The 20,242-nt window shown below is 67.8% G+C and carries 15 protein-coding genes and 1 pseudogene; 8 read left to right on the forward strand and 8 right to left on the reverse strand.

Features of this window, described 5'->3' with window-relative positions; translation table 11 throughout:
• From ASE48_RS04590 to ASE48_RS04600, 3 genes are read left to right on the forward strand one after another with little or no spacing between them, the layout of a single operon-like run.
• Positions 1 to 825 (forward strand): carbohydrate ABC transporter permease, encoded by an 825-nt coding sequence (locus tag ASE48_RS04590; protein WP_200962077.1) that lies wholly within the window; start codon positions 1 to 3, stop codon positions 823 to 825.
• 3 nt (positions 826 to 828) lie between these two features.
• Positions 829 to 2,004, forward strand: a complete 1,176-nt coding sequence (locus ASE48_RS04595) for an ABC transporter ATP-binding protein (protein WP_057165841.1) — start codon at positions 829 to 831, stop codon at positions 2,002 to 2,004.
• The gene (locus ASE48_RS04600) at positions 2,004 to 2,597 is read left to right on the forward strand and encodes a suppressor of fused domain protein (protein ID WP_057165842.1); all 594 of its coding nucleotides are present in this window, start codon (positions 2,004 to 2,006) and stop codon (positions 2,595 to 2,597) included. The genes ASE48_RS04595 and ASE48_RS04600 overlap by 1 nt, the downstream gene beginning before the upstream one ends.
• 6 nt (positions 2,598 to 2,603) lie before the next feature.
• Here the strand turns inward: ASE48_RS04600 and corA are convergent, their stop codons facing one another.
• Positions 2,604 to 3,710: a magnesium/cobalt transporter CorA gene (gene corA, locus ASE48_RS04605; RefSeq protein WP_057165999.1), complete on the reverse strand. Its 1,107-nt coding sequence runs from the start codon at positions 3,708 to 3,710 to the stop codon at positions 2,604 to 2,606.
• A 131-nt stretch (positions 3,711 to 3,841) separates the two neighbouring features.
• Between corA and ASE48_RS04610 the strand changes: the two genes are divergently transcribed.
• The gene (locus ASE48_RS04610; protein ID WP_057166000.1) at positions 3,842 to 5,011 is read left to right on the forward strand and encodes an NAD(P)-dependent malic enzyme; all 1,170 of its coding nucleotides are present in this window, start codon (positions 3,842 to 3,844) and stop codon (positions 5,009 to 5,011) included.
• 13 nt (positions 5,012 to 5,024) lie between these two features.
• Positions 5,025 to 5,852: a glycine betaine ABC transporter substrate-binding protein gene (locus ASE48_RS04615; RefSeq protein ID WP_057165843.1), complete on the forward strand. Its 828-nt coding sequence runs from the start codon at positions 5,025 to 5,027 to the stop codon at positions 5,850 to 5,852.
• Here the strand turns inward: ASE48_RS04615 and ASE48_RS33330 are convergent, their stop codons facing one another.
• Complete coding sequence (locus ASE48_RS33330; RefSeq protein ID WP_057166001.1) at positions 5,853 to 6,677, reverse strand: SDR family NAD(P)-dependent oxidoreductase; 825 nt, start codon at positions 6,675 to 6,677, stop codon at positions 5,853 to 5,855. It abuts the gene before it with no gap.
• 123 nt (positions 6,678 to 6,800) lie between these two features.
• Positions 6,801 to 7,646 (reverse strand): annotated as a pseudogene (locus tag ASE48_RS33335) (alpha/beta fold hydrolase); the annotation flags it as partial.
• Positions 7,647 to 7,754: 108 nt separating this feature from the next.
• Between ASE48_RS33335 and ASE48_RS04625 the strand changes: the two are divergent.
• Positions 7,755 to 8,072, forward strand: a complete 318-nt coding sequence (locus tag ASE48_RS04625) for a DUF732 domain-containing protein (protein WP_442928683.1) — start codon at positions 7,755 to 7,757, stop codon at positions 8,070 to 8,072.
• Between the two features lie 19 nt (positions 8,073 to 8,091).
• On the opposite strand, the gene ASE48_RS04630 is transcribed toward ASE48_RS04625, so the two are convergent.
• From ASE48_RS04630 to ASE48_RS04640, 3 genes are all read right to left on the reverse strand, one after another.
• A complete protein-coding gene (locus tag ASE48_RS04630) occupies positions 8,092 to 8,736 on the reverse strand; it encodes an NADPH-dependent F420 reductase (protein ID WP_082614003.1) in 645 nt (214 codons plus the stop codon).
• A 156-nt stretch (positions 8,737 to 8,892) separates the two neighbouring features.
• Entirely contained in the window at positions 8,893 to 12,669 is a 3,777-nt protein-coding gene (locus ASE48_RS04635; protein WP_082614004.1) for a multifunctional oxoglutarate decarboxylase/oxoglutarate dehydrogenase thiamine pyrophosphate-binding subunit/dihydrolipoyllysine-residue succinyltransferase subunit, read from the reverse strand.
• Positions 12,670 to 12,813: 144 nt separating this feature from the next.
• A complete protein-coding gene (locus tag ASE48_RS04640) occupies positions 12,814 to 13,563 on the reverse strand; it encodes a hypothetical protein (protein WP_057166002.1) in 750 nt (249 codons plus the stop codon).
• A gap of 225 nt (positions 13,564 to 13,788) precedes the next feature.
• Between ASE48_RS04640 and ASE48_RS04645 the strand changes: the two genes are divergently transcribed.
• Both ASE48_RS04645 and ASE48_RS04650 read left to right on the forward strand, forming a co-directional pair.
• Positions 13,789 to 15,003, forward strand: coding sequence for a multidrug effflux MFS transporter (locus ASE48_RS04645; RefSeq protein ID WP_082614005.1), 1,215 nt, complete (start codon positions 13,789 to 13,791; stop codon positions 15,001 to 15,003).
• A gap of 195 nt (positions 15,004 to 15,198) precedes the next feature.
• Positions 15,199 to 17,172, forward strand: coding sequence for an MFS transporter (locus tag ASE48_RS04650; RefSeq protein ID WP_235570816.1), 1,974 nt, complete (start codon positions 15,199 to 15,201; stop codon positions 17,170 to 17,172).
• 143 nt (positions 17,173 to 17,315) lie between these two features.
• On the opposite strand, the gene ASE48_RS04655 is transcribed toward ASE48_RS04650, so the two are convergent.
• Both ASE48_RS04655 and ASE48_RS04660 read right to left on the reverse strand, forming a co-directional pair.
• Positions 17,316 to 18,623: an HNH endonuclease signature motif containing protein gene (locus tag ASE48_RS04655; protein ID WP_057165847.1), complete on the reverse strand. Its 1,308-nt coding sequence runs from the start codon at positions 18,621 to 18,623 to the stop codon at positions 17,316 to 17,318.
• A 257-nt stretch (positions 18,624 to 18,880) separates the two neighbouring features.
• Positions 18,881 to 20,239 carry an FAD-binding oxidoreductase gene (locus tag ASE48_RS04660; protein WP_057166003.1) on the reverse strand — a complete coding sequence of 453 codons (1,359 nt, stop codon included), beginning with the start codon at positions 20,237 to 20,239 and terminating at the stop codon, positions 18,881 to 18,883.
• Positions 20,240 to 20,242 lie beyond the last annotated feature (3 nt).

Here is a 20,242-nt window from a genome sequence, read left to right on the forward strand (position 1 = left end):
GTGGGGGCCCGCCGCGCGACCGGTTGGGCGGTCATCAACGTCATCGTGGTGCTGTACGCCTTGTTCCCGGTGCTCTGGATCCTGTCGCTGTCGTTGAAGTCGTCGTCAACGGTCAAGGACGGCAAGCTGATTCCGGCGGAGATCACCTTCGAGAACTACAAGGCCATCTTCGAGGGCAACATCTTCACCTCGGCGCTGGTCAACTCCATCGGCATCGGCCTGATCACCACGGTGATCGCGGTCGTCATCGGCGGTATGGCCGCCTACGCGATCGCGCGGCTGGCCTTCCCCGGCAAGAAGGTCCTGGTCGGGGTGGCACTGCTGATCGCGATGTTCCCCCAGATCTCCCTGGTGACACCGATCTTCAACATCGAGCGCCGGCTCGGGCTGTTCGACACCTGGCCGGGCCTCATCATTCCCTACATCACCTTCGCCCTGCCGCTGGCGATCTACACCATGTCCGCGTTCTTCAAGGAGATCCCATGGGATCTGGAGAAGGCGGCCAAGATGGACGGCGCCACGCCGGGGCAGGCCTTCCGCAAGGTGATCGCACCGCTGGCGGCCCCCGGCATCGTTACCGCAGGCATCTTGGTGTTCATCTTCGCCTGGAATGACCTGCTGCTGGCGCTGTCGCTGACGGCGACCGAGCGGGCGATCACCGCGCCGGTGGCGATCGCCAACTTCACCGGAAGCTCGCAGTTCGAGGAGCCGACCGGGTCGATCGCGGCCGGGGCGATGGTCATCACCGTCCCGATCATCATCTTTGTGCTCATATTTCAGCGACGGATCGTGGCCGGGTTGACCTCCGGCGCGGTGAAGGGGTAATTCATGGCCGAGATCGTGCTGGAGAACGTGTCCAAGAGTTATGCCGGCGGTGCCACGGCGGTGAAGGACCTGTCGCTGACCATCGCCGACGGCGAGTTCATCATCCTGGTCGGACCGTCCGGGTGCGGTAAGTCGACCACCCTGAACATGATCGCGGGCCTGGAGGACATCAGCTCCGGAGATCTGCGCATCGGCGGGGAGCGGGTCAACGACAAGGCGCCCAAGGACCGTGACATCGCCATGGTGTTCCAGTCCTACGCGCTGTACCCGCACATGACGGTGCGGCAGAACATCGCGTTCCCGTTGACCCTGGCCAAGCTCGGCAAGGACGAGATCGCGCGCAAGGTCGAAGAGACCGCGAGCATCCTGGATCTGGCGGAGCTGCTGGACCGCAAGCCCGGGCAGCTCTCCGGTGGGCAGCGCCAGCGGGTGGCGATGGGACGGGCGATTGTGCGTGATCCCAAGGCATTCCTGATGGATGAGCCGCTGTCGAACCTGGACGCCAAGCTGCGCGTGCAGATGCGCACCGAGATCGCGCGCCTGCAGAGCCGGCTGGGCACCACCACGGTGTATGTCACCCATGACCAGACCGAGGCGATGACGCTGGGGGACCGGGTGGTGGTGATGCTGGCCGGTGTGGCACAGCAGATCGGTACTCCCGAAGAGCTCTACAACACCCCGGCCAACCTGTTCGTCGCCGGTTTCATCGGCTCGCCCGGCATGAACTTCTTCCCGGCGTCGTTGACCGACGGCGGTATCAAGCTGCCGTTCGGTGACGAGGTGGTGCTCACCGATGAGGCGCAGCGGGTCCTGGCGCAGCATCCCAAGCCCACCAACGTGATCGCCGGCCTGCGTCCCGAGCATTTCGACGACGCCGCGCTGGTCGATTCCTACACCCGGATCAAGGGCCTCACCTTCGAGGTGGACGTCGACCTGGTGGAGTCCCTGGGCGCCGACAAGTACCTGCATTTCCGCACCGAGGGATCCGGCGCGAAGTCGGCTCAGCTCGCCGAACTGGCCGCCGAATCCGGTGCCGGCGAAAACGAGTTCGTGGCAAGGGTTTCGGCCGATTCGAAGGTGTCCGCCGGCAAGAAGGCGGAGCTGGCGGTGGACACTTCCAAGCTGATCATCTTCGACGGCGACACCGGGGTGAATCTGTCCATCCCGCCCGCCGGCTAGTGGTCGACGTACCGGCTGAGGTGCGCAACCGGTTGCAGGCGCACTTCACCGCCGCCGGTGTGCTCGGCGACCCGGCCGAGGCGAATGTCACCTTCCTGGGCGCGGAGCGGATCTCGGTGCTGCGCTACGGACCTGACGCCGGCGGCGTCAACCACTTTGTCTCGGTGGGCTGTTCGCGCTATCCGATGGTGGACCCCACCGACTTCGTCACCGACACCCAGCACGGGCCGAGGGCCGAGGTGGTGGTGTCGCTACGGCCCCCGAGCCCCGCCGGCCTGGCCCGGTCCATGGCGGTGCTGGCGGCCGCGCCCTCGGTGGAAGGACTGGTGCTGGAACCCGATGCGCTGATCGATCTGAGCGGCCCGCTGTTCGAGAACGCGCCGTTCACCGCATTCCTGTTGGGCCCCAGCGATATCGAGGATGTCGCGCTACCGGATCCGCTGTCGGATGTGACGATCCTGCAGGCCACCCCGATCACCCCGACCGAAGCGGCCTGGGTGCGGCTCAAGGGTGCCGAGGCGATGCGCGAGGCCTGGCGCAGCGACGGGGTGGACGTGCTCGACGCGAACCGCCGCGCCTCCGAGCCGTCCTAGGCCACGTCAGAGCCAGTGGTTGCGCCGGAACGTCCGGTACAGCAGCGTGCACACGCCCAGCATCAGCAGCAGCACCGCCGGGTAGCCCCACACCTGATGCAGTTCGGGCATGTAGTCGAAGTTCATCCCGTAGATGCCGGCCAGCGCGGTCGGCACCGCGGCGATCGCCACCCAGGCCGAGATCTTGCGCATATCGGTGTTCTGCTGCATCGAGACCTTGCCGACCGCGGCCTGCACCAGCGAGCTCAGCACCTCGTCGTAGCTGGCGATCCGGTCGGCGGCCTGGGTGTTGTGGTCGAGCACGTCACGCATGTAGCGCCGCACCTCCTTGGAGATGAGGTCGTTGTGATCGCTGCCGATGCGCTGCAGCGCCTGGCTGAGCGGCGCGACCGCCCGGCGCAACTCCACAACCTCGCGCTTGAGCAGATAGATGTGCTCGATGTCGGTGGTGCTGGTGGGCGAGAAGACGTTCTCCTCCATGGCATCGATATCGGTCTCGATCAGATCGGTGACGTCGAGGTAGGCATCGACGACATGATCGGAGATCGCGTGCATGACGCCGTACGGTCCGAGCGCGCAACTTGCAGGTGACGAGTCCATCCGCTTGCGCACGCCCGCCAGGCCGCTGAAGTCGCCGTGGCGCACGGTGACGACGAAGTCGGCGCCGACGAACACCATGATCTCGCCGGTCTCGACGATCTCACGGGCATTGCTGATCGAGGAGTGCTCGACGTAGTTGACCGTCTTGAGCACCAGGAACAGCGTGTCGTCGTAGCGCTCCAGCTTGGGCCGCTGGTGCGCGTGCACCGCGTCCTCGACGGCCAGCTCGTGCAGCCCGAACACCTCCGCGACGGCCTGCATCTGATGCTCGTCGGGTTCATGCAGGCCGATCCAGACGAACGCGCTGCCGCCGCCGGCTTCGATCTCGCGCACCTTGTTCAGCGCGGCGGCATGGGTGTACTTGCCCGGCAGACGGGCGCCCGCGCTGTAGACGCCGCAGTCGACGACCGACTGCGAGACGGGGACGTGAATGCCCGAAGCGTCGGGAAGGTCGGGCATCCGACGCCCGGCCGGCCTCAGCATCGACGGTGGCAGGGGGCGGAAAGACGGCATCGCGACCTCCATCATCGGGGGGCGCAACCGCATGCCCCGTGGCCGAATGTTACTCGTCAGTCGCGTTTCCAACCTCTCACGGACAGGGAACCGGTGCCTGTGAGTTCCTTGGGTGAAGTAACGTGACGGCCGTGTCGGAATTGGTCAAGACCCCACAGGTTGTCATTGATGACGCGGAGATCTTCGCGGCCCACGAGGGTGGCAAACTCTCGGTCGAATTGAAGGAACCGCTGGACACCCAGCGCGCACTCTCCATCGCCTACACCCCGGGTGTCGCTCAGGTCAGCCGCGCCATCGCCGCCGATGCGACGCTGGCCAAGAAGTACACCTGGGCGAACCGTCTGGTGGCCGTGGTCAGCGACGGCAGCGCGGTGCTCGGCCTCGGCGATATCGGCCCCGCGGCTTCGCTCCCGGTCATGGAGGGCAAGAGCGCGTTGTTCAAGACCTTCGGTGGGCTGAACTCCATCCCGATCGTGCTGGACACCAAGGATCCCGACGAGATCGTCGAGACGCTGATCCGGCTGCGGCCCACGTTCGGCGCGGTGAACCTGGAAGACATCTCCGCACCGCGGTGCTTCGAGATCGAGCGACGCGTCATCGAGGCACTGGACTGCCCGGTCATGCACGACGATCAGCACGGCACCGCCATCGTGGTGCTCGCCGCACTGCTCGGTGCGGTCAAGGTGCTCGACCGCGACATCCACGACCTGAAGGTCGTGGTCTCCGGTGCCGGTGCGGCCGGGGTGGCCTGCACCAACATCCTGCTCAACAGCGGGATCAGCGACATCGTCGTGCTGGACAGCAAGGGCATCGTGGAGAGCGGTCGCAGCGACCTCAACTCCTTCAAGGCCGAACTGGCCCAGCGCACCAACCCGCGCGGACTCACCGGCGGCGTGGCCGAGGCGCTCACCGGCGCCGACGTCTTCCTCGGCGTCTCCGCCGGTCTGGTGCCCGAGGAGTTCATCGCGACGATGGCGCCCAATGGCATCGTGTTTGCGCTGTCGAACCCCGACCCGGAGATCCATCCCGACGCCGCACGTAAGTACGCAGCGGTGGTGGCCACCGGTCGCAGCGACTTCCCGAACCAGATCAACAATGTGCTGGCCTTCCCCGGTGTGTTCCGGGGTGCGCTGGACGCCGGTGCGCGCCGCATCACCGAGGAGATGAAAGTCGCTGCCGCGCATGCGATCTTCTCGGTCGTGGGCGACGATCTCGCGACCGACCACATCGTGCCGAGCGCGCTGGACCCGCGGGTGGGTCCCGCGGTGGCCGCTGCGGTCGCGGAAGCCTCCGGCGTCTGAGATCCGGTCGACGATGCGGCGGTGGGCAGTCGCGCTGGTCGCGCTGCTGATCGCCGGCTGTGGCGGGCAGGCGCCGCCCCCGCCGTCGGTGTCGGTCGGTGCCGACGGGCAGTCGGCGCTGCTGGCGCACCTGTATGCCGCCGCGTTGCGCTATTACGGCAGCCCGGCGCATGTGCAGAACACGCCGGATCCGTTGGCGGCGCTGGATTCCGGCGAGATCGATGTGGCCCCGGCGTTCACTGGTGACGTCCTGACCCGGTTCGCCCCCGACGCCGCGGCACGGTCGGCGGCGCAGGTGTATCGCGCCATGGTCGGAGCACTGCCCGAAGGGTTGGGCGCCGGTGACTATGCCGACGGCACATCGGACAAGCCGGTCGTCGCGGTGACCGCGCCGACCGCCGCGAAGTGGGAGGCCGGTGACGTCACCGCGCTGATCGCCCGCTGCGATTCGCTGAAACCCGGCGCGGTGGAAGGGACGCGGCTACCGGAGTCGTTCGGCACCTGCACACCACCGGCCTCCGAGGAGTTCCCGGACGCCGAGGTGCTGTGGGCGGCGCTGCGCAGCGGTCAGATCGACATCGCCTGGACGTCGGCGGCGGCCCCCGATTTCCCGGAGGACCTGACCATGCTGTCGGACCGGACTGCGCTGATCCGCGCCGAGAACGTGGTGCCGGTTTTCCGCCGGAACACCTTGAGCCAGACGCAGTTACGTTCGGTCAACGAATTGGCCGGAGTGCTCGACACCGATGCGCTGGCGCAGATGCGCGCCGAGGTGGCCGGTGGGGCCGAGCCGGGGGCGGTGGCCAGTGCCTGGCTGGACGCCCACCCGCTCGGTCACTAGTCACTTCGGGATGAGGCCGTTGGCCACCGTCGAGAACAGCTTCTGATAGCCCGAACCGGTGATCCGCACGAACACGTCGAGGATCTTCGCGTCGGCGCCGACGAGGACCCGGGCGCGGTCCTTGCGGACGGCTTCCAGGATGATCTTGGCGGCCTTCTCCGGGCTGGTCTTGGCGAGCTTCTTGTCGAACGCGTTGGCCATCTTCTGCACGTCGATGCCTTCGGCGGCGGTGGCGTTGCGCGCGATCGCGGTCTTGATGCCGCCCGGATGCACGCAGGTCACCTTGACCGGGTGCTTGGCCACGGCCATCTCCTGGCGCAGGGCCTCGGTGAAGCCGCGCACCGCGAACTTCGCCGAGTTGTACGCGGCCTGGCCGGGCACCGAGAAGATGCCGAAGAGGCTGGAGACGTTCACGACGTGACCGTCGCCGGACTCGATCAGGTGCGGCAGGAAGGACTTGGTGCCGTTGACGACGCCCCAGAAGTCGACGTCCATCACGCGCTCGATGTCCTTGTAGGAGCTGACCTCGACGTCACCGCTGTAGGCGATGCCGGCGTTGTTGTAGATCTGGTTGACCTTGCCGAAGTGTTGCTTGACCGAGTCGGCATAGATCTCGAAGGCCTCCCGCTCGGTGACGTCGAGGCGGTCGGCCTTGACCTCCACACCGATGGCCTTCAGCCGCTCCTCGGTGACGGCCAGGCCTTCGGTGTCGACATCGCTGATCGCCAGCTTGGCGCCCGAACGGCCGAGCTCGACGGCCAGGGCCTGCCCGATGCCCGATCCTGCCCCCGTGACGACGGCAACTTTCCCGGCGAAGCCCTCCATGCGCACACTCCTGTCGTGACCAACTGTTGCTCGATTGCGTTCGACCTTAGCCGTTACCGGCGGTACCGATGCCGACAGGGTCGGCCCGTTCTCCACGAACGCGGTGACGAGGTCGGCGAACTCGTCGGGCCGCTCGATCTGTGGCATGTGCCCGGTGCCGGCGAACAGATGGACCTGGGCGCCGGGGAACTGCCGCCGGGCCGCCTCCAGGTGTGCCGCGGGCAGGATGCGGTCGCGCTCACCCCAGATCACCAGGGTGGGCCGGGGATGCGCGGCCACCGCGGCCAGCAGCGCGTCACGCCACTGCGCCCGTACCCCGCGGGCGGTGCCGAGATGGTTGGCGATCTCGTAGAGGAACGCCCCGGTGCCGGGCTGCGCGGCGATGCGCAGCGCGTGCTCGACGCGCTCGCGGGTGGCCAGCGCCGGATCGGCGAAGATCCGGCGTTCCATCAGCCGGGTGCCGGCCGGGGTGCTGTGGGTTGCGGCATAACGGCCCAGCCCGGGCAGCGACAACATCCGCAGCAGCGGGGTGACCTCGGCGCCGAAGCCGGCGCTGTTGACCAGGGTAAGGCTGGCCACCCGGTCGGGGTGGGACGCCAGCAGCTGCATGGCGACCGCCCCGCCGAGCGAATTGCCGATGACGTGACACGGGCGGTTCTCGCCGAGTTCGGCGAGGGTGCCGGCCACCCCGTCGGCCAGTGCCACCAGATCGGCGGGCCCGTCGCGGCGTGCCGAGAACCCGAACCCCGGTTGGTCCGGAGCGATCACATAGAAGCGCCGCGACAGCCGCTCCACCTGCTCGGACCAGTCCTCGAGGCTGCGCGAGATGCCGTGCAACACCAGCACCGGCGTGTTCTCGGGGTCACCTGCTGTCTGAACCCGGACGGCACGGTCATCGACAGTCAGAAGGTGCATCCGATCATGATGTGACGACCGTCTCGCGATGCCCAGTGGCAGAACGCATCCCATTGGTTGCTCGGTGGTGCACTTTGTGCGTTGCGCTGTAACGAAGCCTGCGCGCGCAGCGATGCCCCCACCATGATGCGTTTGCGATTCGCGGTTGCCGCCGGTGCTGTCTTGTCCGCCGGTCTGCTGGCCGCCGCCCCCGCCCAGGCCGATCCGGCCGGCGACTTCCTGAACACCCTGGACGGCTCGGGCCTGAGCGGTATCAACCCGGCCGATGCCGTCTCGGCGGGACAGTCGGTGTGCCCGATGCTGGCCGACGGGGGTCAGAACCTCGCCGACGTCGCCGGGCAGGTCTCGGACACGATCGGGCGTCCCATCGGGCCGGCCACCATGTTCACCGGGTTCGCGATCTCGGCGTTCTGCCCCGGAGCGATGACATCGCTGGCCAATGGTGAGTCGCCGATCCCGCTGGGACTGCTCGGCTTCTGACCCCTGAGGTCACCACCGCTCAGGACGCGCCGGCGAGATCCATCTCGGGCGGCGTGCTGCCGCTGATCGCCTGCGAGATGAAGCTGCGTGTGGTCAGCGGTCCACCGAACTGTTGCAACAATCCGCCCTGATCGTTGCGGCCGAGATCGACCGCCTCGAACCCGAGCGTTTCGATCAGCCCGGCGACCTGTGCGTTGGCGTCGGAATGATTGCCGGATACGAACAGCACCCGGCGACCGCCGTTGCCGTCACCGGGTTCACGGGCGAGCACCTTGGCCCAGGTGTGACCGAACGCCTTGACCACCCGGCCGTTGACGGCCCAGTCCTGCACCACATCCGAGGATGCACGTCCGCCGAGGTCGGCGGGGGAGAAGTCGGTGTAGTCGATGGCGTTCGTCGCGTCGACGATGATGCGCCCACCCCAGTCGGGGACCTGCTCCACCAACCCCTGCACGGCTTCGAACGGGACGGCGAGCACCACGACGTCGGCCGTCAGGGCCTCGGCGACCGCGGTCGGCGCAATGTGCGAGCCCAACCGCTCGGCCAGCGGCGCCACCGACTCGGGGCCCCGTGAACCGGCGACGGCGACATCGATTCCGGTGCGGGCGAATTGAGTGGCGACAGCCGAGCCGATGTTGCCCGAGCCGATGATCGAATAGTTCACGCGCGTGCCTCTCCTGGTCGTGATGTCCGCGCGAGACCGCGTCGGGCAGCATCTACAAGCGATCCGCCGGCCCGGCTATTCCGGGGCCGTCGCCGGCACGAAAAAGGGGCGGGATCCCCTTTCGGAATCCCGCCCCATTCTCTGGTCCGAACGAGATTACGGCGCGAACGCCTCGTCGATGATCTCCTGCTGCTCGACCGCGTGCACCTTCGAGGAACCCGAGGACGGAGCCGACATCGCCCGCCGGGAGATCCGCTTGATCCCGGTCAGCTTCTCCGGCAACAACTCCGGCAGCGAGAGCCCGAACGTCGGCCAGGCACCCTGGTTGGCCGGCTCCTCCTGCACCCAGAAGAACTGCGACACATTGGGGTACTCGTCGAGCGTGGCGGCCAGCCGGCGCCGCGGCAGCGGGTAGAGCTGCTCGATGCGGATGATCGCCACGTCGTCGCGCTTCTCCTTGGCCTTGCGGGCCACCAGCTCGTAGTAGATCTTGCCGCTGGTGAGCAGCACCCGCTTCACCGTGGACCGTTCGCCGATGCCCTCTTCGTAGGTGGGCTCCTCGAGCACCGAGCGGAACTTGATCTCGGTGAAGTCCTTGACCTCGCTGACCGCAGCCTTGTTGCGCAGCATCGACTTCGGGGTGAAGACGATCAGCGGCCGGTGGATACCGTCGAGGGCGTGCCTGCGCAGCAGGTGGAAATAGTTCGCCGGGGTCGAAGGCATCGCCACGGTCATCGAACCCTCGGCGCACACCTGCAGGAAGCGTTCGATGCGCCCCGACGTGTGGTCGGGTCCCTGGCCCTCGTGGCCGTGCGGCAGCAGCAGCACGACGTCGGAGAGCTGGCCCCACTTTGCCTCACCGGAGGAGATGAACTCGTCGATGATGGACTGTGCGCCGTTGACGAAGTCGCCGAACTGGGCCTCCCACAACACGATCGCCTCGGGGTTGCCCACCGAGTAGCCGTATTCGAAGCCCACCGCCGCGAACTCGGACAACGCCGAGTCGTAGACCATGAAGCGTCCACCGGTCGGGTTGCCGTCGGCATCCGCGGTCAGCAGATCCAGCGGTGTGAACTCGGTGCCGGTCTTGCGGTCGATGATCACCGCGTGCCGCTGGGTGAACGTGCCACGCCGGACGTCCTGGCCGGTGAACCGAACCGTCTTGCCTTCGGAGACAAGCGATCCCAGTGCCAGCAGCTCGCCGAACGCCCAGTCCACCTTGCCTTCGTAGGCCATCTCGCGGCGCTTCTCCAGCACAGGCTGCACCCGGGGATGGACGTTGAAGCCCTCCGGCGCGGCCAGGTGCGCGTCACCGATCCGGGCTAGTACCGACTTATCGACGGCGGTGTTCAGCCCCTTCGGGGTCTGCTGGTCTGATTCCACCGATTCACTCGGCTCGATCTCGTGCTTCTCCAGCTCGCGGACCTCGTTGAACACCCGCTCCAGTTGGCCCTGGTAGTCGCGTAGCGCGTCTTCGGCCTCCTTCATCGAGATGTCACCACGGCCGATCAGCGCCTCGGTGTAGGTCTTGCGGACACCGCGCTTGGTGTCGATCACGTCGTACATGCCGGGCTGCGTCATCGACGGGTCATCGCCCTCGTTGTGCCCGCGACGGCGGTAGCACAGCATGTCGATGACGACGTCCTTGCCGAACTGCTGCCGGAAGTCCATGGCCAACTTGGCCACCCAGACGCAGGCCTCGGGATCGTCACCGTTGACGTGGAAGATCGGCGCGCCGACCATCTTCGCGACGTCGGTGCAGTACTCGCTGGACCGCGAGTCGTGCGGTGACGTGGTGAAGCCGATCTGGTTGTTGACGATGATGTGGATGGTTCCGCCGGTGCGGTACCCACGCAGCAGCGCCAGGTTCAGGGTCTCGGCGACCACACCCTGGCCGGCGAACGCGGCGTCACCGTGCAGCATCATCGGCACCACCGAGAACGCCTCGTGCTCCTCGGGGGAGGCGAAGTCGATCAGATCCTGCTTGGCGCGGACCAGGCCCTCCAGCACCGGGTCGACGGCCTCCAGGTGCGACGGGTTGGCCACCAGCGACACCGCAATGTCGTTGTCCCCGAACATCTGCAGGTAGGTGCCGGTGGCGCCGAGGTGGTACTTGACGTCGCCGGAGCCGTGCGCCTGCGACGGATTGAGGTTGCCCTCGAACTCGCCGAAGATCTGCGAGTAGGGCTTGCCCACGATGTTCGCCAGCACGTTGAGCCGGCCGCGGTGCGGCATGGCGATGACGACCTCGTCGAGTCCGTGCTCGGCGGCCTGATCGATCGCGGCGTCCATCATCGGGATGACGGTCTCCGCGCCCTCCAATGAGAAGCGCTTCTGCCCGACGTACTTCGTCTGCAGGAACGTCTCGAAGGCTTCGGCCGCGTTGAGCTTGGACAGGATGTACTTCTGCTCGGCGACGGTCGGCTTGTCGTGCTTGGTCTCGACGCGCTCCTGAATCCACTTCTGCTGCTCGGGCTCCAGGATGTGGGTGTACTCCACGCCGGCGTGCCGGCAGTAGGCGTCGCGCAGGACCGAGAGCACGTCGCGCAGCTTCTTGTACTCGGCGCCGGCGAAACCGTCGACCTTGAACTCGCGATCCAGATCCCACAGCGTCAGGCCGTGGGTCAGCACGTCGAGGTCCGGGTGGCTGCGGAAGCGGGTCTTGTCCAGCCGCAGCGGGTCGATATCGGCCATCAGGTGACCGCGGTTGCGGTAGGCCGCGATGAGCTCGATGATCCGGGCGTTCTTGTCGAAGATCGAGTCCGGGTTGTCGATGCGCCAGCGGACCGGCTCGTACGGGATCCCCAGCTCCATGAAGATCTCGTCGTAGAACTCGTCGTCGAGAAGCAGCGTGTGGATGGTGCGCAGGAAATCGCCGGACTCCGCACCCTGGATGATGCGGTGGTCATAGGTCGACGTCAGGGTGATCAGCTTGCCGACGCCGAGCTCGGCGATGCGTTCCTCGCTGGCGCCCTGGAACTCGGCCGGGTACTCCATGGCGCCGGCGCCGATGATCGCACCCTGGCCGCGCATCAGGCGGGGCACCGAGTGCACGGTGCCGATGGTGCCCGGGTTGGTCAGCGAGATGGTCACGCCGCCGAAGTCCTCGGCGGTCAGCTTGCCGTCGCGGGCGCGCCGCACGATGTCCTCGTAGGCCGCGATGAACTGGCCGAACTTCATCGTTTCGCACCGCTTGATGGCCGCGACGACCAGCGTGCGGTTGCCGTCCTTGCCGGGCAGGTCGATGGCCAGGCCGAGGTTCGTGTGTGCGGGGGTGACGACGTTGGGCTTGCCGTCCACCTCGGCGAAGTGCCGGTTCAGGTTCGGGAACTTCTTGACCGCCTGCACGATGGCGTAGCCGAGCAGATGGGTGAAGCTGATCTTGCCGCCGCGGGTGCGCTTGAGGTGGTTGTTGATCACCACGCGGTTGTCGATCATCGCCTTGGCCGGGATGGCCCGCACGCTGGTGGCCGTGGGCACGTCCAGCGAGGCGTTCATGTTCTTGACGACGGCGGCCGAAGCGCCGCGCAGCACGGTGTTCTCGTCGCCTTCGGCGGCGGGGGCAGCGGGTGCGGGCTTCTTGGCGGCCGGGGCGGGCTCGGCCTTCTTGGCCGGCGCGGAAGCCTTCGGCGTCGACGCTTCGGCCTTGGGGGCGGCCTTCGGTTCGGCCTTCGCCTCAGCCTTCGCGTCGGCCTTTGCCGGGGCGGGCTCGGCGGGCGCGGGCTTCGCGGGTGCGGCAGGCTTGGCGGGGGCGGTCTGCTTGGCCGCGGCGGGCTCGGACTTCTGGCCCGGGGTGTCAAGCGGTTCGGGGGCGTAGTCCACCAGGAACTCGTGCCAACTCGGGTCCACCGACGAAGGATCCTCGCGGAATTTGCGATACATCTCTTCGACGAGCCACTCGTTCTGTCCAAAAGGTGATGGTGAACTGCTCACAGCAGCGTTTCGCCCCGATTCCGTCTGTCCCGGCAGGCGAAGTCCGGCGTCGCCCGCCCGCTGATTATTTACGGTTTCCCGCATTTGGCCGACTAAAGGCTACGCCTCAGAACACACCCTCACCACGAGAGTGTCACTTGTCACTCACAGCTGGGCGGAGGGCAGCACGTGTAGGGTCGACGGCCACCTCGGCGGCGGGCTGCCGAACGCGAGGGCCGCATTCTTGACGATTCGCTTGCCCATCAACCGGTTACCGACGCCACCCACCACCGCGCCGACTCCCACCGGCAGCAGTTTGCCGAACGCGATCGCCCCGCGCTTGAGGGCGTACTTCTTGACGAAGTACTTCAGCAACCGGTTGTTCAGCTGCGACACCGCGGGCAGCGGCAGCGTCGCGGCCCCGTCGGAGATCCATGCTCCGCTGGTACGACCGCCGCCGAGCAGATCGGCCACCGCACGCTTGCTGTCCTCGCCGACGAGTACGGCCAGCACCAGCGCGCGGCGTCGCTCGCGATGATCGGCGGGGATGCCGTGCACCTCGGCGACCGCCAGCGCGAACACCGCCGTCGCTTCCAGGAACACCAGGGTCTCGCCGGCGACCGCGGACATCGCCACGAGCGTGCCGATACCCGGGAACGCGGCAGCCGAACCGACCGCGGCGCCGCTGGCCATCACCGCGGCCAGGTAGTGCTTCTCCAGCGAGGTGATGATCTCGGCCGGTGTGGCGTCGGGGCGCTGCTTGCGCAACCGGTCCACGTACGCGGTGACGGCCGGCGCCTGCAACCGGGTGCTGCGCTCCAGGATCTGGGACAGGGCCTTGGCGGCGGCACTGGGATCCTCGTCGGATCCCTCGCGGACCGCGGGCAGATTCTTGCTGCTGGACCGAGCGTTCATCGGTGGTTTCTCCCATCGCATCCCTGGGATCGGCTCCCACGGTGCCTGTCGAATACCCAGGTTAGTGTCCGTTCAACGAGTGGGGGTCCAGTCCGCGTGCCCGCCCGCACAGTGACGGCGGTCACTGGCCGACCGGGAAGAAAATGCGGCGGTGCGACGCTGGCCATAGTCGTGGCAACATCCCTGGGCGTGACAACCGAGCCAGTGGCGCCCAGCAGGCTCCGGATGATCGCCGTCCTGGGACTGATGATCGCGCTCGGCCCGCTGACCATCGACATGTATCTGCCGGCGCTGCCGCGGATCGCCGAGGACCTTTCGGTGTCCTCGTCGGTGGTGCAGTTGACGCTCACCGGCACCCTGGCCGGGCTCGCCTTCGGGCAGCTGATCATCGGACCGCTCTCGGACTCGCTCGGGCGGCGCATTCCGCTGATGGCCGGCATCTCGCTGCACATGGTGGCCTCCCTGATCTGCCTGTTCGCGCCCAACATCGAGGTGCTCGGCGCCGGGCGGGTGCTGCAGGGATTCGGTGCCGCCGCCGCGGCCGTGGTGGCCGTCGCCGTCGTCGGCGACCTCTACGTGGACTCCGCCGCGGCCACCGTCATGTCCCGGCTGATCCTGGTGCTCGGTGTCGCTCCCGTCATCGCGCCGTCGTTGGGTGCGGTGGTACTGCTCAAGGCCTCGTGGCACTGGATCTTCGCCGTCCTGGTGGTGCTGGCCGGGCTGCTGCTCCTGCTCGCCGCGCTGGCGCTGCCCGAGACGCTGCCGGTGCCCAATCGGCGTCCGCTGCACGTGCGCTCCATCGTCGCCACCTACGGCGAGCTTCTGCGCGACGTCCGGTTCGTGACGCTGGTGCTGGTGGCCGCGCTGAGCATGGCCGGGCTGTTCGGCTATATCGCCGCCGCGCCGTTCGTGCTGCAGGGCGACTACGGGTTGAACCAGCAGTCCTTCGCGCTGGTGTTCGCCGCCGGCGCGATCATCCTGATCGGCGCCACCCAGTCCAACGTGGTCCTGCTGCGCCGGTTCACCCCGCAGGCGATCATGCTCGTCGCCCTGATCGTGTCCGTCATTGCCGCCATCGTGTTCGTCGTACTGGCGGTGACCGGGGTCGCCGGGCTGGCCGGATTCCTGGCGCCGGTACTGGTGATCCTCGGCGGGATGGGCCTGGTCCTGCCGAACGCGCCGGCCGTCGCGCTGTCGCGGCATCACGACGCCTCGGGCACCGCGGCCGCTCTGCTGGGCGCCGCGCAGTTCGGCCTGGGCGCGATCACGGCCCCGGTGGTCGGGATGCTGGGCAACAACGACTTCGCGCTGGCGCTGGTGATGCTGGTCGGTTCGGCCATCGCGCTGGGCGCGATGGTGTTCGTCGGGCTCCCGTCCCGCGACGGAGAAGCCCCCGGAGACGCCGAGGTACTCGGCGATCCACTGTCCGAACCGGCGTGATCACCGGCCGCCGGGTTTCCCGGTGTGACCGGCCCTGACTTGTCGCAAATCGGGCGGGTCCGTAGCGTCGGGCAGATCGCCGATCTCCTGATGACGAAGTAGATGTTCGAGAACCCCTCTGACCGAAGCGCGCCCGTGGCCCCCCGGCTGACCGAGGAGGCCCGCCAAGCCAACCCGTGGCACGCCCTGTGGGCGATGCTGGTCGGGTTCTTCATGATCCTGGTCGATTCCACGATCGTCGCCGTCGCCAACAAACGGATCATGGAAGCGCTGGACACCGACTACGACGGTGTCATCTGGGTGACCAGTGCCTATCTGCTCGCCTACGCGGTTCCGCTGCTGGTGGCGGGCCGGCTCGGCGACCGGTTCGGCCCGAAGAACCTGTATCTGATCGGCCTGACGGTGTTCACCGCCGCCTCGTTGTGGTGCGGGCTGGCCGGCTCCATCGAAGTGCTCATCGCGGCGCGGGTGGTGCAGGGTCTGGGTGCCGCGCTGCTGACCCCGCAGACGCTGTCCATGATCACCCGGATCTTCCCGGCCGCCGGGCGCGGTGTGGCGATGAGCGTCTGGGGCGCGACGGCCGGTGTGGCCACCCTGGTCGGCCCGATCGCGGGCGGGCTCCTGGTCGACGGACTGGGCTGGCAGTGGATCTTCTTCGTCAACGTGCCGATCGGCATCATCGGTCTGGGCCTGGCGCTGTGGCTCGTGCCGACCCTGCCCACCACCCTGCACCGCTTCGACATCCTGGGTGTCGCGCTGTCGGGTCTGGCGATGTTCCTCATCGTCTTCGCTTTGCAGGAGGGGCAGTCGCACCAGTGGGAGCCGTGGATCTGGGCGGTGCTCGCGACCGGGGCCGCGCTGCTGGTGGCGTTCGTCTACTGGCAGTCGATCAATCCGCACGAACCGCTCATCCCGCTGCGGATCTTCCGCGACCGCAACTTCACGCTGTCCGCCCTCGGCGGCGCCGTCATCGGTTTCGTGGTGACCGCGATGATCCTGCCGGTGATGTTCTATGCGCCGGTGGTGGCCGGGCTGTCCTACACCCGCTCGGCGCTGCTGACCGCACCGATGGCGATCGCCTCCGGTGTGCTGGCGCCGCTGGTGGGGCGGATCGTCGATCGCACCCACCCGACGCCGGTCATCGGTTTCGGCTTCTCCACCCTGGCGATCGCGCTGACCTGGCTGTCGTTCGAACTGACGCCGGCGACGCCCATCTGGCGGCTGCTGTTGCCGCTGACGGCGATGGGCATCGGCATGGCTTTCATCTTCTCGCCGCTGGCCGCGACCGCCACCCGAAACATGTCACCGGAGTCCGCGGGTGCGGGTTCCGGGGTCTACAACGCGACACGTCAGGTGGGCGCCGTGCTGGGCAGCGCCGCGATGGCGGCGTTCATGACGATCCGGATCAGTGCGGAACTCTCCGCTGCCGGTGTCGAGGTGACCGCTGAGGGTCCGGCCCCCGCGCTGCCCGGATATCTGCATGGTGCGTTCTCCCAGGCGCTGGCGCAGTCGTTGTTGCTGCCGGCGTTCATCGCCCTGGTCGGTGTGGTGGGCGCGATCTTCCTGCGCGGCTTCGTGACCGCGCCGGCCGCCCCGAGTGCTGTCGTGCAGGCACCGGAGGTGCACCCGGTCGATGAGCAGCATTCGCTCGACGAGGACTGGGACGATCAGGACGATTACGTCGAGTACACCGTGGACTGGCAGCAGGCGATCCGCGCCGCGGACCCGCCGACCGACCTCATCCCGGCCGTCGTCGACGAGCCCGCCGAGCCGCCCACCGACCGCCTCTACGAACACGTCGAGCATCCGTTGCCTGCGCCCGCCGACGCTTGGCATCCCGGGCCGGTCGAGACCTGGCAGCACGTCACCGACGAGGTGCAGCCGGTTCAGGATTTCGAGCCCGAGCCCGAGCCGGCACCCGAGCCCGAGTCCCTACCGGCACCCGCGCCCGAACCGGAAGCGCGGCCGCATGACGCGGCGTGGCGCAGCATCCTCGACGATCTGCTGGCCGCCCCCGCAGACGGCCAGATCAGTCAGGCCCGCAACGGTTTTCACACCGACCAGCAGGGATGGTTCCAGCCGCTCGAGCAGCCGACCGCCCCCGATCAGGCCGAGTCCACCGGCCGGCATTCGCGGCCGAGCCGCGGCAGGCATTCCCGCGAGGACTGAGCCGCGCACCCGCGACCTCGGGATGCGCAGCGTCGCAGGGTTGTACCGCGGATTCGTCGTGGCGGGCCCGGCTCGGTGGTGTGTGCCGATTCCCGCCGCGTGTGATTTCTCTGTGTAGTTATCAAGGTGCGCAAAGGGTTTGGCTATGCAGCGGTGGGTAGGTCGGTCATGGTGCGTCGTGCGTGGGAGCGCAGGTGCGCCTGCTCGGGTTCGCCGGGGTTGTGGGGTGGGATGAACCAGGGGTGGCGGTCGGCGCCGAGGTAGACCTGCCAGCCGCCGTGGTGGATCGCGGTGTGGTGCAGTCGACAGAGCAGCACGCCGTTGTCGATGCTGGTGGTGCCCCCGCTGCTCCACGGGGTGATGTGGTGGGCATCGCACCACGACACCGGGCACCCGCATCCCGGATACGCACACCCACCGTCACGCACTGCCAACCCTTTCCGGATCACGGGCGTGAACAGTCGCTCGGCGCGTCCGACGTCCAGCGGCGCCCCGGCGGGGTCGACGGTCACCGTGGTGAGGGTGCTGTCGCAGGTGATCAGGTCAGCGGTGACGATGCTGATCGGTCCGGTGAACCCGAGGGAGTTCACGGACCCATCTGCAGCAGGTCGGATGAGCGTGACATGCGGGAGGACGCCACCGCTCATCGGACGCTGTGAGTGCGACAGGTAGGTGCGCATCACCTGACCGAACGCATCGGCGCGGCGACGCCCGGTCGGCCGTGGGTCTGGTGAGCCGTCTGGCAGGGGTATCGGCCGGCACAGCGGATCGAGCGCGGCGAGCAGTTCTTCGCCGGTGAGCACGTCGAGATCCAGGGTGGCGGTGACTCGTCCGTCATCGGTCTGCACCAGGGTCAGGTCGTTGAGGTCGCGGTTCTCCGCGACCGGCACCGTGCCGTCTTCGACTGGTTGGGTGGCGGCTTTGTCGATGGCGATCTCGCGGGCTTTCTCGGCCACCTGCGACGGCGTGGTCTGAATCATCAACGTGGTGACGACCATGGCTCGCTCCTCCTCGGACAACGGGACCCTGGCGCTGATGTGGGTGACCCCTTTGCCGATGGCGTCGGCGAACTCGATGCCGACCCCGCCGAGGCGCTGGGCCCGGGTCAACGCCGGCAGCGTGTGTGCCGCGCGCCCCACCCGCGCGGCCCGGTACGCCGCGCCGGGCGCAACACCACAACTCATGAGCAGATCAGCTCCCGAGCGAAGATGCTTACGTGCCGGGATCCCAAGCCGCTCGGTGGCCGTAACCGCCTGGGCGATCACATGATCCAGGAGATTGCGCGCGGTGACCGCAGCGACCAGCACCGCCAGCAGGGGCTGCTCATCGACGATGCGGCGGGGACAGTCCAACAGATCAAACAGCCGGCGCTCACCGTCCTCACCCGGTGGCGCAACAGCGAGGTCGTCAATCAACGCATCGACAAACGTGTCGAGATGGGTGGCGTCCATAGTGGATACCGACTTTCACAGAAGGTGCCCCAAGGGCACGATCAGTCAATACGGTCCGACCAGTCCCGTGGGACCATCGAACCAATCGGCGACCGGAGTCGCGGTCTGCAGCTCACCGAGTCGTGCTGGGAGCTACGTTGCATTCGAACTTGTGTTCGATATTACGCCGAATCAAGCACCCGCGCAAGGAAAATCTCGATGGATATGGACGACGGTTCGGCCGGGTTTAGTGGCGACCGACATGAGGGTGTCGCCTGTCAGCTGAACAGCACCGCTCGGTTGAGATACCCCGTCGGGTCCAGCGCGGATTTGACCGTGCGCATCGCGGCGATATCGGCGTCGGTGCGGGCCATCGGCAGGTAATCGCGTTTGCGGGTACCGACCCCGTGTTCGGAGCTGACGTTGCCGCCGTGATCGGCGATCAGCGCCATCATCGCCGAGTACAGCGCCTTCTCCCGGTCACCGTCCAGCGCACAGCGCACCAGGTTCAGGTGTAGGTTGCCCTCCCCGATGTGGCCGAACAACACCGGGATTGCCTCGGGGGCGTGCGCGGCGACGAGTTCGACGGCGGCGGTGGTGAAGCCCGCGATCGCCGCCAGCGGTAGCGACACATCGAACTTCAGCGGCGGACCGTAGGCGCCCAGCACCTCGCCGACGGATTCGCGGACCTGCCACAACCGTTGGGAGGCAAGGGCGTCCATGCCGACGGCCGGTTCACCGCTGAGCTCGACATCCTCCAGCGCCTCGGCAAGGCTCTCGGTGTGGTCGGTGTCGCCGGCCAGCTCGATCAGCAGCATCCAGGCGCCGCTCACCGGGGCCGGGACGCCCAGGTGCTCCGCGGTCAGCGCAGCCGCGCGGGCATCGACGAGCTCGAGTGCGGCGATGCCGTCGGCGTCCCGGAAATGGCGCCCGACCGTGATCAGCGCCTCCAGATCGTCGAACCCGGCCACCGCGGTCACCCGGTTCGCCGGCACCGGATGCAGCCGCAGATCCAGCCCGGTGATCACCCCGAGGGTGCCCTCGGCGCCGACGAACAAGGCGGTCAGGTCGTAGCCGGTGTTGTCGCTGCGCACCTCGCTATGCCTGCGCAGCACCGTCCCGTCGGGGAGCGCCACGTCCAGCCCGATGACTTGTTCGCCCATGTTGCCGTAGCGCACGGTGCGCAGACCGCCGGCGTTGGTGGAGGCCATCCCGCCCACCGTCGCGGAATCGCGGGCAGCCAGATCCACCCCGAACAGCAGACCGGCCGCACCCGCCGCGCGCTGCACCGCGGACAGGGTGGCACCGGCCCCCACCCGTACCCGGCGCTCGACGGTATCGACCGGGTCGATGGTGGTGAGCCGCTCGGTGGACAGCAGCACATCGTGGTGTTCGGGCACCGTGCCGGCCACCAGCGAGGTGCGCCCACCCTGCACCGTCACGTACGCCCCGGCGTCCCGGCAGACCCGCAGCACTGCGGCCACCTCGTCGGCGGACCCGGGCCGCACCAGCGCGCCGGCGTGGCCGCGGTAGCGGCCGGTGTGATCGATCGCGCGCCCCGACAGCACGTCGGGATCGGTGCTCACCTGACTGGCTCCCACGATCGCGGCGAGCTGCTCGATCAGTGGGGCAGACAGCGG

This window comes from Mycobacterium sp. Root265 (assembly GCF_001428895.1).
Taxonomy (GTDB): domain Bacteria; phylum Actinomycetota; class Actinomycetes; order Mycobacteriales; family Mycobacteriaceae; genus Mycobacterium.

Bases quoted from the DNA above. Each gene is read 5' to 3' on its own strand.
- ASE48_RS04595 (WP_057165841.1), top strand. From the start codon at position 829: ATGGCCGAGATCGTGCTGGAGAACGTGTCCAAGAGTTATGCCGGCGGT.
- corA (WP_057165999.1), bottom strand. From the start codon at position 3,710: ATGCCGTCTTTCCGCCCCCTGCCACCGTCGATGCTGAGGCCGGCCGGG.
- ASE48_RS04615 (WP_057165843.1), top strand. From the start codon at position 5,025: ATGCGGCGGTGGGCAGTCGCGCTGGTCGCGCTGCTGATCGCCGGCTGT.
- ASE48_RS33330 (WP_057166001.1), bottom strand. From the start codon at position 6,677: ATGGAGGGCTTCGCCGGGAAAGTTGCCGTCGTCACGGGGGCAGGATCG.
- ASE48_RS04640 (WP_057166002.1), bottom strand. From the start codon at position 13,563: ATGAACGCTCGGTCCAGCAGCAAGAATCTGCCCGCGGTCCGCGAGGGA.
- ASE48_RS04645 (WP_082614005.1), top strand. From the start codon at position 13,789: ATGATCGCCGTCCTGGGACTGATGATCGCGCTCGGCCCGCTGACCATC.
- ASE48_RS04650 (WP_235570816.1), top strand. From the start codon at position 15,199: ATGCTGGTCGGGTTCTTCATGATCCTGGTCGATTCCACGATCGTCGCC.
- ASE48_RS04655 (WP_057165847.1), bottom strand. From the start codon at position 18,623: ATGGACGCCACCCATCTCGACACGTTTGTCGATGCGTTGATTGACGAC.